Source organism: Mesorhizobium sp. M1322, assembly GCF_040318085.1.
GTDB lineage: Bacteria > Pseudomonadota > Alphaproteobacteria > Rhizobiales > Rhizobiaceae > Mesorhizobium.
Genome location: NZ_JAMYLP010000126.1, coordinates 1 through 12,755, shown reverse-complemented (window position 1 = coordinate 12,755; position 12,755 = coordinate 1). Strand labels below are relative to the sequence as shown.

Below are 12,755 nucleotides of genomic sequence, written 5' to 3'. Positions count from 1 at the left end.
AGGCCATATCGGCCAGCTTTACGAGCTGACGGGGCCACGGCTGCTGAGCTTCGCCGACGCGGTCGCCGAGATCGGCAAGGCGAACGGCCGCGACATTCGGTTCAAACGGATTTCGCATGCCGAGTTCACTGCCGCAGTAGCCGGGTACGAGTTGCCGGCCGAGTTCGCCTGGCTGCTCAATGAACTGTTCACCGAAGTGCTCGACGGCCGCAACGAGGCGCTGACCGACGGCGTCCAGCGCGTGCTCGGCCGAGCGCCAAGGGACTTCTCCGCCTACGCAACCGAAACCGCCGCTACCGGCATCTGGAGCAACTGACATGATCATGAAACTGCTCCCTCCCCTAACCTTCGTAGCCGCGCTCGGCTCGGGCGTCGTCGCTGGTGTCTTCTTCGCCTTTTCCAGCTTCGTCATGCCGGGCCTCGCCCGCATGCCTGCCGCGGGCGGTATCGCCGCCATGAATTCGATCAACGTCACTGCGGTGACGCCGATGTTCATGACCGCGCTTTTCGGCACCGGGCTGGTCTGCCTCATCCTCGTCGTCAGCGCCATTCTCGGCTGGAACCAGCCGGGTTCGTTCTGGCTTCTCGCCGGCGCCCTGATCTATGTCGTCGGCAACCTGATCGTGACGATGATCTTCAACGTGCCGCTCAACAACGCTCTGGCCGCCGTCGATCCGGCGAGCGCCAACGGCGCCGCGGTGTGGACCACCTATCTCAGGGACTGGGTGATGTGGAACCATGTCCGCACCATCACCGCCATCGCCGCGCTGGGCTGCTTCATCATGGCATGGCGGTGAATGCACGACAGAAGAGTAAAAGACCCTCAGGCAGGGTCTTTTGACTTATGGCCCTTTCGATCGGCATGGCCGAGATCGCGATCCGGATCGATCACGTCGCGAACCAGTTGCTTGAGCTTTGCGGCATCGGGAAAGCCGCCATTACGCTTGCGGTCCCAGACCAGCGTGTCGTTGCAGCTGATGGTGAAGATGCCGCCGGTGCCCGGTACCAGCGTGACCTCGCCCAGATCCGTTCCGAAGGTCGACAGCAGCTCCTGCGCCATCCAGCCGGCCCGCAGCAGCCACTGGCACTGCGTGCAATAGGTGATGCGGACCTGGGGCAACGGCTTTTCGGTCATGTCAGATTGAGCTCCGCTCATGTCGGACTGAGCTCGCTCATGTCTGGCTGAGCCGTGCTCATGCCGCGCTGAGTTTCGCCATGGTCTCGTCGTCGACCTCGAAATTGGCGTAGACGCTCTGCACGTCGTCATCGTCCTCGAGCGTCGCGACCAGCTTCATCAGCGACTGTGCCCGTTCCTCGTCAACCGCAATGTTGGTTTGCGGCTTCCAGATCGGCTTCACCGATTCAGCCTCGCCGAGCGCGCCTTCCAGCGCCTTCGACACCTCACCCAGATTCTCGAAGGCGCAATAGATCGTGTGGCCTTCCTCGTCCGACTGGACGTCGTCGGCACCGGCCTCGATCGCCGCGTCCATGACCTTCTCGGCACTGCCGACTGACGCCGGATAGAAGATCTCGCCGACACGGTCCCACATGAACGACACCGAGCCGGTTTCGCCCATCGCCCCACCGGCCTTGGTGAAGGCGGCGCGCACATTCGACGCCGAGCGGTTGCGGTTGTCGGTCAGCGCCTCGACGATGAGAGCAACGCCACCCGGCCCGTAGCCTTCGTAGCGCACGGCTTCGTAAGTCTCGGCATCGCCCATCGACGCCTTGTTGATGGCGCGCTGGATATTGTCCTTCGGCATCGACACCGCTTTGGCGTTCTGCACGGCAAGACGCAGGCGCGGGTTCATCGACGGATCCGGCGTGCCGCTCTTGGCGGCGACGGTTATTTCGCGCGCCAGCTTGGAAAACATTTTCGACCGCACCGCGTCCTGGCGGCCCTTGCGGTGCATGATGTTCTTGAACTGTGAATGGCCAGCCATGGCACCCCTGTCGTCTTCTTGGCAGAGCATCCTGCAGCGAGGTAGTCACCTCGCCTTTTCCCAAAACGCTCGAATTCAAAACTTCAGAACGTCCTTGGTGCGTCCGGATGGACGTATGGCGCTCTATGTCGGAATGGCCGGCTTATAGATAAATCGGCTCAATTCGTCCAGCCGCGCCGTAAGGGTGGTGCGCAACGTGCCCACCAACTGCATCCTGTGGCCGTTCACCCTTCCAGATCGGATTTCAGCCGGTCGAGAATGCTGATCGCATGCGTGGCGTACTGGCTAATCCAGCGGTCGTGGATCTGCTTGATCGGCAGCGCATTGAGATGGTTCCAGCGTTCGCGTCCCTCGCGCCGCGCCACGACCAGGTCGGCTTCCTCCAGCACTTTCAGATGCAGCATGACGGTGCAGCGGTCCATGTCGGGAAAGGCATCGCACAGCATGCCGGTGGTCCGCGGCGCGTCCTTCAGCTCGTCCAGCAGCGCACGCCGGCGCCGATGCGCCAGCGCCTTGAAAACATTGTCGTCCTGAGCTTTGCTTGACATGTTATATTTTTATAACATAATGCGGTTCTGATCAAGGAAGGAGCTGTGGATATGTCTCTTGGATTCAGAGTTTCGGGCCGCATCGGCAAACCGGTCGCCGAAGTCTTCGACGCGGTCGTCAATCCGACGAAGCTCAGCGGCTATTTCACCACCATCGGTGGCGCCAGCGCGCCGCTGGTGGCCGGCGCTGGGGTCGTCTGGTGGGGCAAGGTCCCGGTCGAGGTCGACGAGGTGGAGAAAGACAGCCGCATCGTGCTGCGCTGGGACGCCACCGACGCCGACGGCAAGCCGGCTTACAAGACGCGCATCGAGATGAATTTCGAGCCGCTGGATGACGGCGGCACCTTCGTCACCATCGCCGAGACCGGCTGGCACGAGGACGCGGTCGGTCTGAAGAAATCCTACCTCAATTGCGAGGGCTGGTCGCAGATGCTGGCCTGCATGAAGGCCTATGTCGAATACGGCAACAACCTGCGCGACGGTTACTACCGCAGCGAGATGAAGGGCGAGCCGGCCAGCGAAGACAATATCTGAGAAGACGGAGGGAAAGAATGCCTGCGAAGATCACCGGCGGCGTCAACATCGCCATGAAGGTGCCGCCGCACCAATACCAGGAGACGATCGCCTTCTACCTGGATGTCGTCGGGCTGAAGCCGTTCACAGCCAAAGCGCCAGCTATTGGTTTCGAACTCGGTCCCAATCGCCTGTGGATCGACGAGGCGCCGATGCTGAGCCAGGCCGAGGTCTGGCTGGAGCTTTTCACCGACGATTTTCCGGCCGCAGCCGATCATCTCGCCAAGGCCGGTGTCGTGCGCTGCGACGCCATCGAGGCGCTCGGCGAAGGTTTTCGTGGCGGCTGGATCACCAATCCGGCGAACATCATTCACCTGGTGCGCGAACCCGACGCCTGGTGACCCGACGCCTGGCGATAGGGGCGGCATCGACTTGAGAAGGAGGACGACATGGACATCCGCGAGACACCGGTCGCCGAAGCCGGCATGCTGATCCGGCGGCCGGTCGCAGAAGTGTTCGAAGCCATCGTCGATCCGGCGATCACCACGAAATTCTGGTTCACTCATGGCAGCGACAGGTTGGACAGCGGCAACGAGGTTCGCTGGGAATGGCGCATGTATGGCGTCTCGACGCCGGTCACGGTCAGCGAGATCGTCAGGAACGAAAAGATCGTCATGCAATGGAGCAATCCGCCGACCGCGGTAGCCTGGACCTTTAGCGAGATGCCGGGCGGCACGACCTTTGTCGAAGTCCGGAATTTCGGCTTTGCCGGCAGTGCCGACGAGCAGGTCAAGCAGGCGATCGGCTCGACCGATGGCTTCGCGCTGGTGCTCGCCGGCGCCAAAGCGTGGCTGGAGCAAGGGCTGACGCTTGGCCTGATAGGCGACCGTCACCCGAAGGGTGTACCGACTACTTAGCTGGAGCGCTCAGGACCGCCGCTTTTCCTGCTCCGCCACATGACGACGGAGCACGCGATTGATCTCGGTTTGATAACCGCCACCCTCGACATGCTCCTTGAACCAGGACAGCACGTCGGCGTCGAGCCGAATGGTCACCGGCTGCTTGAGCGGTCGGTAAAGATGCCCGCGGCGAGCATGAATCCAGTTCTCGGCCGGCGCTTCCGGAATGTCGGAAGTATCAATTTCATCGTCAGGCAAATCAGCCAGCTTGGCAAGTTGATCGCGCTGATCCTGGCTAAGCTCCTTCCTGCTCATAGCGCCTCCTTTCATGCGGCGTCGCCTTTCGGGCGCCGATAATCCGAACCCGCTCTTCATCTTCGAGATCGGGGTAAGTGTGAACGACGAGTAGGATCACCAGCGTTTCGATCATCCCGACCGCATGCCATCGCTGCTCCCCATCTTCGAACCGATCAGGCACAATCATATAGAGCGGATCGTCGAAGACATTCTTTGCGAGATCGAATGCGACACCATGTTTGGCAAGATTGCGCTTGGCCTTTTCAGCATCCCACTCGAACTCCAAGGCAGCACCATTATTTACAATATTGTACGTACAATTCCGTAAGAGTCAAGCGTCAATGGCTTAGTGCCCCGCGCCGGCTTTTGCCTTTCTGCGACGTCGCGCCAGCATGTTGAGGCCCTCGACCAGCGCCGAGAACCCCATGGCGGCGTAGATGTAGCCCTTCGGCACATGGAAGCCCATGCCGTCGGCGATCAGCGTCATGCCGATCATCAGCAGGAAGCTTAGCGCCAGCATGACGATGCTCGGGTTCTTGGCGATGAAATCGGCGAGCGGCCCGGCCGCCAGCATCATCACGGTGACTGCCACTATAACGGCGATGTACATGATGGCGATCTCGTCGGTCATACCGACCGCGGTGATGATCGAATCGATCGAGAAGACGAGGTCGAGCAGCAGGATCTGGAAGATGGCGCCGGCCATCGAAAGCTGCAGCGTCTCGCCCATCATCGTGTCCTGGTGATCCTCGAGATCGACCGTGTGGTGTATCTCCTTGGTCGCCTTCCAGACGAGGAACAGGCCGCCGGCGATCAGGATCAGATCGCGCCAGGAAAAGCCATGGCCGAAAGCGGTGAATACCGGCGCCGTCAACTGGACAATGATCGAGATGGTGGCTAGCAGCACCAGCCGCATGATCAGCGCGGCAGAAATGCCGAGCCGCCGCGCGCGGGCCCGTTGTGCCTCCGGCAATTTGTTGGTCAGGATCGAGATGAAGATCAGATTGTCGATGCCGAGCACGACCTCCAGCACAATCAGCGTCAGCAACGCGACCCATGCGGTCGGATCGGAGACAAAGGCGAAATGCGGCGTCAGGAACTCGATGAGCTGCATGGAGGTCGTCCCCTCTTACGATCTAGAGCAGTGTCGCCGGCAGTTAGGTATCGCAGGCGTTGATATCAATGTCACGACCAGAAAGATGGCGCGGTTTCCTCGAGCCGCGGTCCGCGGCGAAACGGCGCAATCCGCTCGGTCAGGCCGCTGCGATCCGAAATGTCGACGCCGACGCCGCACAATGTCGCCGGGCCGGTCGCCGCCTCGAAACGTCCTTTCGGCACCTTCGACAGAAACCGGTTGAGCGGCTCCTCCTTGTCCATGCCGAGCGAGGAATCATAGTCGCCGCACATGCCGGCGTCTGAGATATAGCCGGTGCCGCCATTGAGGATATGGTGGTCGCCGGTCGGCTGGTGCGTGTGGGTGCCGACGACCAGGCTGGCGCGGCCGTCGACGAAATGCGCAAAGCACATTTTTTCAGAGGTCGCCTCGGCATGGAAATCGATGACCACCGCATCGGCCTGCTCGCCGAGCGGGCAGGCGGCAAGCTCGCGCTCACCGGCCTGGAACGGATCGTCGAGTTCGGGATGCATGAACACCCGGCCCATGATGTTGGCGACCAGAACGCGCGCGCCGTTTCTGGCGACGTAGACGCCGGAGCCGCGCCCCGGCGTGCCCTTGGGGAAATTGGACGGACGCAGGAACCGTTCCTCGCGCGGCGCGAAAGCCAGCGCATCGCGCTGGTCCCAGACATGATTGCCGGTGGTGACGACATCGGCACCCGCCGAGATCGTCTCGCGAAAGATCTCTTCGGTGATGCCGAAGCCGCCGGCGGCGTTCTCGCCATTGACGATGACGAAGTCGAGTTTGAAATCCGAGATCAGGCCGGGCAGTTGTTCCCACACCGCCGTGCGTCCCGTCTTGCCGACCATATCGCCGAGGAAGAGAAGTCTCATATAAGGATGATCCCGAACCGAAGGTCAGCGAAGCAAAAAGCTGCATGACTTTCGGAAAAGACCATGCGTCCAGGAACTTATCTACAATTACGGCGCGAACCGGCGCAACCCGCTCTCGGTGAGTATTTCCGAGATGATCACGTCATGCGGCTCATCCGGCACCAACCCCACCTCCTGGCAGTCGAAAGCAATGCCGATCAGCCGCGGCGGCTGCCCCTTGTCGACCAACCGCGCGATCGCGCGATCGTAGTAACCGGCGCCGTAGCCGATGCGGTGGCCGCGCGCGTCGAAAGCCGCGAGCGGCACCAGCATCACCTGGGGATCGAGCACCTCCGCCTCCTCATGCGGTCCGACGGTGCCGAACCCCATGTCGATCATCGGTGCGCCGCGCACTAGTTCGCGAAAAACGATAGTGGTCTTGTCGAGAATGGCGGGGAGGCAAAGCCTTGCCCCCTTTTCGCGCAAGGCGAACATCAGCGGCCGGACATCGACTTCCGAGCGCATCGGCCAGAAGCCGGAGGCGATCTGGCCCGGCTCTATCGCAATGCTGTCCCGCGCCGTCTCGGCCATTTCGAGCGCCGCTTCCACCCGCCAGAATGGATCGAGCGCGTCGCGGCGCCCGAGTGCTTCCTTGCGGAGACGTCTTTTCAGGTCTTTTGAAGAGGTCATGGAGCCAAGGTAGAAAAGGTCGGATCTGATTGGAGCATTGGGAGCGACGTTTTCTACCGCATGACCCACCGAAGCGTGAGTGGATCCTTTGCGTCGAGTGACGATCCACACAACCGGTGGAGAGAGCGATCCCGGGAACCTACAAAGTAGGTGGGCGCCGTATGAGAAAACCCACGGGTCTTCCCAGGGACAGCTCCCTAGGGATCATTAAGGCCCCGGGGAAAATGTTCTCCTGCCGGGAAGCGCAGACCGTCACGACCAATATAGGCCGGCGATCGACCAAGCGCCATAGAGACGGTCATGTTCGGCGGCTTAATTCGTCACAAGTCCTGCCTGGGAGCAGCGCGGCACCAGGTTCACCGCGCTCTCGCCGCTGCACCTTGCACAGGCTGGGCTGTCTCCTTACGGTTGCCATGAAAAACCGAGGATCAGGAATGCGTTTCGAAGGCACGGCGGCCTATGTCGCCGACAAGGATCTGATGGTGGCGGTCAATGCGGCAATCGCGCTGGAGCGGCCATTGCTGGTCAAAGGCGAGCCCGGCACCGGCAAGACCGAACTGGCCAGGCAAGTGTCGGCCGCGCTCGGCCTCGAGCTGATCGAATGGCACGTCAAGTCGACGACAAGGGCGCAGCAGGGCCTCTACGAGTATGACGCCGTCTCGCGGCTGCGCGACAGCCAGCTCGGCGATATCAGCTTCAACGACATCAGGAACTATATCAAGCGCGGCAAGCTGTGGGACGCCTTCGCGACGACCAAGAAGATCGTGCTTCTGATCGACGAGATCGACAAGGCCGATATCGAGTTCCCCAACGACCTGTTGCAGGAACTCGATAGGATGGAGTTCTTCGTCTACGAGACCGGCGAAACGATCCGCGCCGCCGTGCGCCCGATCGTCATCATCACGTCCAACAACGAGAAGGAACTGCCGGACGCCTTCCTGCGCCGCTGCTTCTTCCACTATATCCGTTTTCCCGACGTCGAGACGCTGCACCGGATCGTCGACGTGCACTATCCCGGCATCAAGCAAAACCTGGTGCGCGCCGCATTGACCCAGTTTTACGAGATCCGCGACGTGCCGGGCCTGAAGAAGAAGCCGTCGACCTCCGAGGCACTGGACTGGATCAGACTCTTGGTCGCCGATGACATCGCGCCCGAGGACCTGCGCGCCGACCCGAAAAACGCGCTGCCCAAGCTGCATGGTGCGCTTTTGAAGAACGAACAGGACGTGCATCTGTTCGAGCGCTTGGCCTTTATGGCGAGAAGGCAGGGGTGAGAGCGGTCCGCGCAGCGAGCGAAAGGATCGGACAGCGCTTTCCCCTTGCTGGACCGTTGTCGCCAACAGAGCACCGGAGCAGCTTGGACATGAAGCTTCAGAGGGAAATGAAATGACCGAGATCACTGTCCGCCCACTGGCACAATCCCATCACGCCGACTGGCAGCGCCTGTGGACTGCTTACCTCACCTTCTACGAAACCAAACTGCCGGAAGAGGTCTATGCCGTCACCTGGAAGCGGCTGTTCACGGAAGGTGAATTCGAGCCGAAGGGGTTCATCGCCACCCTCGACGGCAAGGCGGTCGGCCTCACCCATTACCTCTACCATCGCTCCTGCTGGTCTGAAAAAAACAACTGCTATCTGCAGGATCTGTTCGCCGACCCGGATGTGCGCGGCAAGGGCGTCGGTGCCGCCCTGATCGAAGCGGTCAAGCACGAAGCCGGCAAGATCGGGGTGAAGAACGTCTACTGGATGACGCACGAGACCAACACCACCGCGCGCAAGCTCTACGACCATGTGGCGCGCCGGACCGGCTTCATCGAATATGATTTGATGTGATGAGAGCGATCAAAGTAGCCTGGGGACGAGCTGAATGATCCGATATGTCGGAATTCTCGATGGCACCGATGACGTTTGGGGGGTGCGGGTGCCCGACCTTCCCGGCTGCCACGGCGGCGCAAGCCCCCAGGAAGCAATTGCCGACGCGACGTCCGCCGCGCGCGAATGGATCGAAGCACGTATTGCAAAGCATTTACCTATACCTAACCCAAGTACGGTAGCGGATTTGCTGCGATCCGGCGAAATCGACAGGCCCGGGCGTGAATCCGCCGTGATCGTGAGGCACAGATAGCAATTGTTCATTCCCTTCTTCCTCGAATTGAAGGCTGCGCGGGTTCCCGTCTCACTCCGGGAGTATCTGTCGCTGCTGGAAGGGCTGGAGGCGGGACTGGTCGACTATGACGTCGAGGGGTTTTACTATCTCGCCCGCTCAGCACTGGTGAAGGACGAGCGCCACATCGACCGTTTCGACCAGGTCTTTTCGCACATCCTTAGGGGTGTCGAAGCGCTGGCAGGCGAAAACGCGGTCGATGTCGAAAACATTCCGGAGGAATGGCTGCGCCGGCTTGCCGAAAAGCACCTGACCGATGAGGAGAAAAAGCTGGTCGAAGCGCTCGGCGGTTTTGAAAAGCTGATGGAAACGCTGAAAAAGCGGCTGGAGGAACAGAAGGGTCGCCACCAGGGCGGGACGAAATGGATCGGCACCGGCGGCACCTCGCCCTTCGGCGCCTATGGCTACAATCCCGAAGGCGTTCGCATCGGCCAGCATGAGAGCCGCAACCGCCGCGCGGTCAAAGTCTGGGACAAGCGCGAATTCAGGAATTTCGACGATGCCGTCGAGCTCGGCACCCGCAACATCAAGATCGCGCTGAAGCGCCTGCGCCGCTGGGTGCGCGAAGGCGCCGAGGAGGAGTTCGACCTGCCCGGCACCATCCATGCCACTGCCGAGCATGGCTATCTCGACGTGCGGACGCGGCCCGAACGGCGCAATGCCGTGAAGCTGCTGATGTTCTTCGATGTCGGCGGCTCGATGGACGACCATATCAGAAGCGTCGAGGAGCTGTTTTCGGCCGCCCGCGCCGAATTCCGCCAGCTCGAATATTTCTACTTCCACAACTGCCTCTACGAGGGCGTGTGGAAGGACAACCGCCGCCGCCATGCGGAGGTGATCCCGACCTTCGACCTCCTCCACAAATACGGCCCGGACTACAAGGTGATCGTCGTCGGCGACGCCTCGATGAGCCCTTACGAGATCGCGCATCCCGGCGGCTCGGTCGAGCACTGGAACCCGGAAGCAGGCGCCGTCTGGCTCGGCCGTCTGCTGCGGCAATGGCCGAACGCGGTATGGCTCAACCCGGAAAATGAGAAACACTGGGGCTATACTCATTCGATCGCCATGATCCGCGATATCTTTGGCGGCCGCATGTTTCCGCTGACGCTCGCCGGGCTCGAAGCCGCGACGAAGCAGCTTTCAAGGAAGCACTGAATGGATTCACGCAAAACAGGACGACCGACCTGTTTCCTGTGTCTGCAATGTGGCGTCCAGTTCGCGGCGACAGCCGCGCCACCGGACCATTGCCCGATCTGCGAGGACGAGCGGCAATATGTGCGCTGGGAGGGCCAGGCCTGGATCACGCTGGAAGAGCTCGCCGCCGGGCATCGGGTCGTGATGAAAGACGACGCCGGCGTGCTCGCCTTCGGCATCGAGCCGCGCTTCGCCATCGGTCAGCGGGCGCTGCTGGCACAAACCCCGCACGGCAACGTGCTGTGGGACTGCATCTCGATGGTCAGCGACGAGGCGGTGGCCGAAATCGACCGACGGGGCGGCCTCACCGCAATCGCCATTTCGCACTGCCATTATTATTCGGCGATGGTCGAGTGGAGCGAGGCGTTTGGCGGCGTGCCGATTTATCTGCACGCCGACGATCGTCAGTGGATCATGCGGCCGCATCCGGCTGTTATCAGCTGGGAGGGCGAGACGCGCGCCCTAAACCCCTCGCTGACACTTATCCGCTGCGGCGGTCACTTTGCCGGTGGCCAGGTGCTGCACTGGAAGCGCGACGGCGGCGATGCCATCCTGGCCGGCGACATCTTGCAGGTGACGCCGACCCGCCGCCATGTCAGCTTCATGTACAGCTACCCGAACTACATTCCGCTCAATGCGGCGAAAGTGCTCGGCATCAAAGCTGCGCTGGAACCTTTCGCGTTCGACCATATCTATGGCGCATGGTGGAGCCAGAACGTCATCGGAGATGCAAAGACGGCATTTGCAGGGTCGATTGCGCGGTATCTCGCTGCGATCGCCTGAGGAATCCTTCGCGGCATCGAAAATATGGGTAAAAGTCGTAACGAATGCCTAATTTAGGCGAACTGGGGAAGACAACCCCAATAGCGGCATGAGCTAAGAGGCAAAAAATGGATAGTCACACCTACGCAGTCACCCGCACCGATGCCGAATGGCGCGCCCGGCTGACGCCGGAGCAATATGCGGTGATGCGCAATCACGGCACCGAGCGGCCAGGCAGCTGCGCCCTGCTCCACGAGAAGCGCGCCGGCACCTTTTCCTGCGTCGGCTGCGACCAGCCTTTGTTCGAATCCAAGCTGAAGTTCGAGAGCGGCACCGGCTGGCCGAGCTTCAATGACCCGGTGCCCGGTTCGGTCGAGACGACCGTCGACCGCAGCTACGGCATGATCCGCACCGAATGCCACTGCGCCCGCTGCGGCAGCCATCTCGGCCACGTCTTCGAGGACGGCCCGCCGCCGACCGGCCTGCGCTATTGCATCAACGGCGTCGCGCTGAAGTTCGAGCCGGCTGCCTGACTGGAATTCGACGGTGGCAAAGGACGGCTTCGCCCGGCCTATGCCGGCAGCACTGTTCTATCAGATCACCACCACCAGTATCAGCCACAGCACAGCCCCCACCGTCATCAGGGAAGCCTTGACGCCGGGGGATTTCTCGGCGGTCCGCCACACCGCAAAAGTCAGAAAGAAGTTGTACGGCACCGGCGCGAAGTGCACCGCCAGAACGAGAGCGAGCGGCAGCTTCAGCCCGAGCAGGATCAGCGCCAGCACCGACACTGCGATGTTGATCGCCGTGCCGACAAGGACAAGATCGCGCCAGAACAGCCGGTCGAGCGGGGCTGTGCCTTGCCAGCGCGAGCGGAAGAAACCCGCCGCACGGCCTGCCTTGCCGTCTTCGCCTTCGAAAGTCTCTGGCGCACTCATCGATGCGGCTTTCTCTCATTCGACAGCCGCAGAGATGTCCAAAACAGCGAGCCTGTCAACGCAAGTCGATCATCGGCACGCAGGCGTATGATTTGACAGATTGTCATTAAACGGTCGTGAAACCTTTCTACGTCGCCCTTGTCGGCATCTCGGCAAAGATACCTTGCCCGAATCTGCCGCCCCCATCATCCAGTCGCCTTGCCCAGGAGGTCTTGAGATGAGCGATGATGTCTACAACGTGCTGTTCCTTTGCAACGCCAATTCGGCGCGATCCGTCATGGCGGAAGCTATCCTCAATCGTATCGGTGCCGGCAGGTTCAAGGCCTTTTCTGCCGGTTCGCAGCCGAAGGGCGAGGTCAATCCCTACGCACTGCAGCTGCTCGAAAGCCTCAACTACGACACGAGCTTCGCCCGTTCGAAAGGCTGGGACGAGTTTGCCGAGCCCGACGCGCCGGAAATGAACTTCATCTTCACGCTTTGCGACAGCACCGCCAATGAACCCTGCCCGATCTGGCCGGGTCATCCGATCACCGCGCTTTGGTCTATACCGGACCCAGCCAAGGCAGACGGCACCGAAGCCGAACTGCATCTTGCCTTTGCCGATGCCTATCGCATGCTCAACAACCGCATTTCGCTGTTGGTAAATCTACGGATTGACGCGCTCGACCATCTGGCGCTGCAACAGCATCTCGATGCGATCGGCCACGACACGCCGAAGCCGAACTAGAGCACGTCCTGTTTAATCCGGTTCATATCCTGCGGCTTTGAAGTAATTGGCACATTCGGCTGGGGTGAAGAGGTCGACGACCGCGCCGACC

General features: G+C 61.2%; 20 protein-coding genes, 1 other RNA gene and 1 pseudogene. 12 read left to right on the top strand and 10 right to left on the bottom strand.

Translation table 11 applies throughout. The features are described 5' to 3' along the window. Together NKH12_RS28040 and NKH12_RS28035 are read left to right on the top strand one after the other, a co-directional pair. Positions 1-316 (top strand): annotated as a pseudogene (locus NKH12_RS28040) (NmrA family transcriptional regulator); the annotation flags it as partial. A gap of 1 nt (position 317) precedes the next feature. Beyond that, the gene (locus NKH12_RS28035; protein WP_352956115.1) at positions 318-797 is read left to right on the top strand and encodes an anthrone oxygenase family protein; all 480 of its coding nucleotides are present in this window, start codon (positions 318-320) and stop codon (positions 795-797) included. Positions 798-823: 26 nt separating this feature from the next. On the opposite strand, the gene NKH12_RS28030 is transcribed toward NKH12_RS28035, so the two are convergent. From NKH12_RS28030 to NKH12_RS28020, 3 genes are all read right to left on the bottom strand, one after another. After that, positions 824-1,135 carry an Rdx family protein gene (locus NKH12_RS28030; RefSeq protein WP_352956114.1) on the bottom strand — a complete coding sequence of 104 codons (312 nt, stop codon included), beginning with the start codon at positions 1,133-1,135 and terminating at the stop codon, positions 824-826. A 58-nt stretch (positions 1,136-1,193) separates the two neighbouring features. After that, positions 1,194-1,943 (bottom strand): YebC/PmpR family DNA-binding transcriptional regulator, encoded by a 750-nt coding sequence (locus tag NKH12_RS28025; RefSeq protein ID WP_023800014.1) that lies wholly within the window; start codon positions 1,941-1,943, stop codon positions 1,194-1,196. 224 nt (positions 1,944-2,167) lie between these two features. Next, a complete protein-coding gene (locus NKH12_RS28020; RefSeq protein ID WP_352956113.1) occupies positions 2,168-2,491 on the bottom strand; it encodes an ArsR/SmtB family transcription factor in 324 nt (107 codons plus the stop codon). A gap of 51 nt (positions 2,492-2,542) precedes the next feature. Between NKH12_RS28020 and NKH12_RS28015 the strand changes: the two genes are divergently transcribed. From NKH12_RS28015 to NKH12_RS28005, 3 genes are read left to right on the top strand one after another with little or no spacing between them, the layout of a single operon-like run. Continuing rightward, entirely contained in the window at positions 2,543-3,025 is a 483-nt protein-coding gene (locus NKH12_RS28015; RefSeq protein WP_352956112.1) for an SRPBCC domain-containing protein, read from the top strand. Between the two features lie 17 nt (positions 3,026-3,042). Further along, positions 3,043-3,405 carry a hypothetical protein gene (locus NKH12_RS28010; protein ID WP_352956111.1) on the top strand — a complete coding sequence of 121 codons (363 nt, stop codon included), beginning with the start codon at positions 3,043-3,045 and terminating at the stop codon, positions 3,403-3,405. A 48-nt stretch (positions 3,406-3,453) separates the two neighbouring features. Next, on the top strand, positions 3,454-3,921 hold the full coding sequence (locus NKH12_RS28005) for an SRPBCC family protein (RefSeq protein WP_352956110.1): 468 nt from the start codon (positions 3,454-3,456) through the stop codon (positions 3,919-3,921). Between the two features lie 9 nt (positions 3,922-3,930). Here the strand turns inward: NKH12_RS28005 and NKH12_RS28000 are convergent, their stop codons facing one another. From NKH12_RS28000 to ssrS, 6 genes are all read right to left on the bottom strand, one after another. Then, positions 3,931-4,218: a BrnA antitoxin family protein gene (locus tag NKH12_RS28000; protein ID WP_352956109.1), complete on the bottom strand. Its 288-nt coding sequence runs from the start codon at positions 4,216-4,218 to the stop codon at positions 3,931-3,933. Then, the gene (locus NKH12_RS27995; RefSeq protein ID WP_352956108.1) at positions 4,199-4,486 is read right to left on the bottom strand and encodes a BrnT family toxin; all 288 of its coding nucleotides are present in this window, start codon (positions 4,484-4,486) and stop codon (positions 4,199-4,201) included. The genes NKH12_RS28000 and NKH12_RS27995 overlap by 20 nt, the downstream gene beginning before the upstream one ends. A gap of 60 nt (positions 4,487-4,546) precedes the next feature. Then, positions 4,547-5,314, bottom strand: a complete 768-nt coding sequence (locus NKH12_RS27990; RefSeq protein ID WP_352956107.1) for a TerC family protein — start codon at positions 5,312-5,314, stop codon at positions 4,547-4,549. A 71-nt stretch (positions 5,315-5,385) separates the two neighbouring features. Next, positions 5,386-6,210 carry a TIGR00282 family metallophosphoesterase gene (locus tag NKH12_RS27985; protein ID WP_352956106.1) on the bottom strand — a complete coding sequence of 275 codons (825 nt, stop codon included), beginning with the start codon at positions 6,208-6,210 and terminating at the stop codon, positions 5,386-5,388. 87 nt (positions 6,211-6,297) lie between these two features. Beyond that, positions 6,298-6,879, bottom strand: coding sequence for a 5-formyltetrahydrofolate cyclo-ligase (locus tag NKH12_RS27980; protein ID WP_352956105.1), 582 nt, complete (start codon positions 6,877-6,879; stop codon positions 6,298-6,300). 98 nt (positions 6,880-6,977) lie between these two features. Next, a non-coding RNA gene (ssrS, locus tag NKH12_RS27975) (6S RNA) lies at positions 6,978-7,133 on the bottom strand. A 180-nt stretch (positions 7,134-7,313) separates the two neighbouring features. Between ssrS and NKH12_RS27970 the strand changes: the two genes are divergently transcribed. From NKH12_RS27970 to msrB, 6 genes are all read left to right on the top strand, one after another. Continuing rightward, positions 7,314-8,153: an AAA family ATPase gene (locus NKH12_RS27970; RefSeq protein WP_352956104.1), complete on the top strand. Its 840-nt coding sequence runs from the start codon at positions 7,314-7,316 to the stop codon at positions 8,151-8,153. A gap of 112 nt (positions 8,154-8,265) precedes the next feature. Next, a complete protein-coding gene (locus NKH12_RS27965; RefSeq protein ID WP_352956103.1) occupies positions 8,266-8,712 on the top strand; it encodes a GNAT family N-acetyltransferase in 447 nt (148 codons plus the stop codon). Positions 8,713-8,746: 34 nt separating this feature from the next. After that, a complete protein-coding gene (locus NKH12_RS27960; RefSeq protein ID WP_352956102.1) occupies positions 8,747-9,004 on the top strand; it encodes a type II toxin-antitoxin system HicB family antitoxin in 258 nt (85 codons plus the stop codon). A gap of 3 nt (positions 9,005-9,007) precedes the next feature. Then, complete coding sequence (locus NKH12_RS27955; protein ID WP_352956101.1) at positions 9,008-10,198, top strand: vWA domain-containing protein; 1,191 nt, start codon at positions 9,008-9,010, stop codon at positions 10,196-10,198. Then, complete coding sequence (locus NKH12_RS27950; protein WP_352956100.1) at positions 10,199-11,020, top strand: MBL fold metallo-hydrolase; 822 nt, start codon at positions 10,199-10,201, stop codon at positions 11,018-11,020. A 107-nt stretch (positions 11,021-11,127) separates the two neighbouring features. Further along, positions 11,128-11,532 (top strand): peptide-methionine (R)-S-oxide reductase MsrB, encoded by a 405-nt coding sequence (msrB, locus tag NKH12_RS27945; RefSeq protein ID WP_352956099.1) that lies wholly within the window; start codon positions 11,128-11,130, stop codon positions 11,530-11,532. Positions 11,533-11,592: 60 nt separating this feature from the next. Here the strand turns inward: msrB and NKH12_RS27940 are convergent, their stop codons facing one another. After that, positions 11,593-11,937, bottom strand: a complete 345-nt coding sequence (locus NKH12_RS27940) for a hypothetical protein (protein WP_352956098.1) — start codon at positions 11,935-11,937, stop codon at positions 11,593-11,595. Positions 11,938-12,154: 217 nt separating this feature from the next. Here NKH12_RS27940 and NKH12_RS27935 point away from each other — a divergent pair, with 217 nt between their 5' ends. Beyond that, on the top strand, positions 12,155-12,664 hold the full coding sequence (locus tag NKH12_RS27935; protein WP_352956096.1) for an arsenate reductase ArsC: 510 nt from the start codon (positions 12,155-12,157) through the stop codon (positions 12,662-12,664). Positions 12,665-12,755: the final 91 nt, after the last annotated feature.

What these genes read in the sequence shown, in the direction of transcription:
- NKH12_RS28035 (WP_352956115.1), top strand. Translation starts at nt 318, where the DNA reads ATGATCATGAAACTGCTCCCTCCCCTAACCTTCGTAGCCGCGCTCGGC.
- NKH12_RS28030 (WP_352956114.1), bottom strand. Translation starts at nt 1,135, where the DNA reads ATGACCGAAAAGCCGTTGCCCCAGGTCCGCATCACCTATTGCACGCAG.
- NKH12_RS28025 (WP_023800014.1), bottom strand. Translation starts at nt 1,943, where the DNA reads ATGGCTGGCCATTCACAGTTCAAGAACATCATGCACCGCAAGGGCCGC.
- NKH12_RS28020 (WP_352956113.1), bottom strand. Translation starts at nt 2,491, where the DNA reads ATGTCAAGCAAAGCTCAGGACGACAATGTTTTCAAGGCGCTGGCGCAT.
- NKH12_RS28015 (WP_352956112.1), top strand. Translation starts at nt 2,543, where the DNA reads ATGTCTCTTGGATTCAGAGTTTCGGGCCGCATCGGCAAACCGGTCGCC.
- NKH12_RS28010 (WP_352956111.1), top strand. Translation starts at nt 3,043, where the DNA reads ATGCCTGCGAAGATCACCGGCGGCGTCAACATCGCCATGAAGGTGCCG.
- NKH12_RS28005 (WP_352956110.1), top strand. Translation starts at nt 3,454, where the DNA reads ATGGACATCCGCGAGACACCGGTCGCCGAAGCCGGCATGCTGATCCGG.
- NKH12_RS28000 (WP_352956109.1), bottom strand. Translation starts at nt 4,218, where the DNA reads ATGAGCAGGAAGGAGCTTAGCCAGGATCAGCGCGATCAACTTGCCAAG.
- NKH12_RS27990 (WP_352956107.1), bottom strand. Translation starts at nt 5,314, where the DNA reads ATGCAGCTCATCGAGTTCCTGACGCCGCATTTCGCCTTTGTCTCCGAT.
- NKH12_RS27985 (WP_352956106.1), bottom strand. Translation starts at nt 6,210, where the DNA reads ATGAGACTTCTCTTCCTCGGCGATATGGTCGGCAAGACGGGACGCACG.
- NKH12_RS27980 (WP_352956105.1), bottom strand. Translation starts at nt 6,879, where the DNA reads ATGACCTCTTCAAAAGACCTGAAAAGACGTCTCCGCAAGGAAGCACTC.
- NKH12_RS27970 (WP_352956104.1), top strand. Translation starts at nt 7,314, where the DNA reads ATGCGTTTCGAAGGCACGGCGGCCTATGTCGCCGACAAGGATCTGATG.
- NKH12_RS27965 (WP_352956103.1), top strand. Translation starts at nt 8,266, where the DNA reads ATGACCGAGATCACTGTCCGCCCACTGGCACAATCCCATCACGCCGAC.
- NKH12_RS27960 (WP_352956102.1), top strand. Translation starts at nt 8,747, where the DNA reads ATGATCCGATATGTCGGAATTCTCGATGGCACCGATGACGTTTGGGGG.
- NKH12_RS27950 (WP_352956100.1), top strand. Translation starts at nt 10,199, where the DNA reads ATGGATTCACGCAAAACAGGACGACCGACCTGTTTCCTGTGTCTGCAA.
- msrB (WP_352956099.1), top strand. Translation starts at nt 11,128, where the DNA reads ATGGATAGTCACACCTACGCAGTCACCCGCACCGATGCCGAATGGCGC.
- NKH12_RS27940 (WP_352956098.1), bottom strand. Translation starts at nt 11,937, where the DNA reads ATGAGTGCGCCAGAGACTTTCGAAGGCGAAGACGGCAAGGCAGGCCGT.
- NKH12_RS27935 (WP_352956096.1), top strand. Translation starts at nt 12,155, where the DNA reads ATGAGCGATGATGTCTACAACGTGCTGTTCCTTTGCAACGCCAATTCG.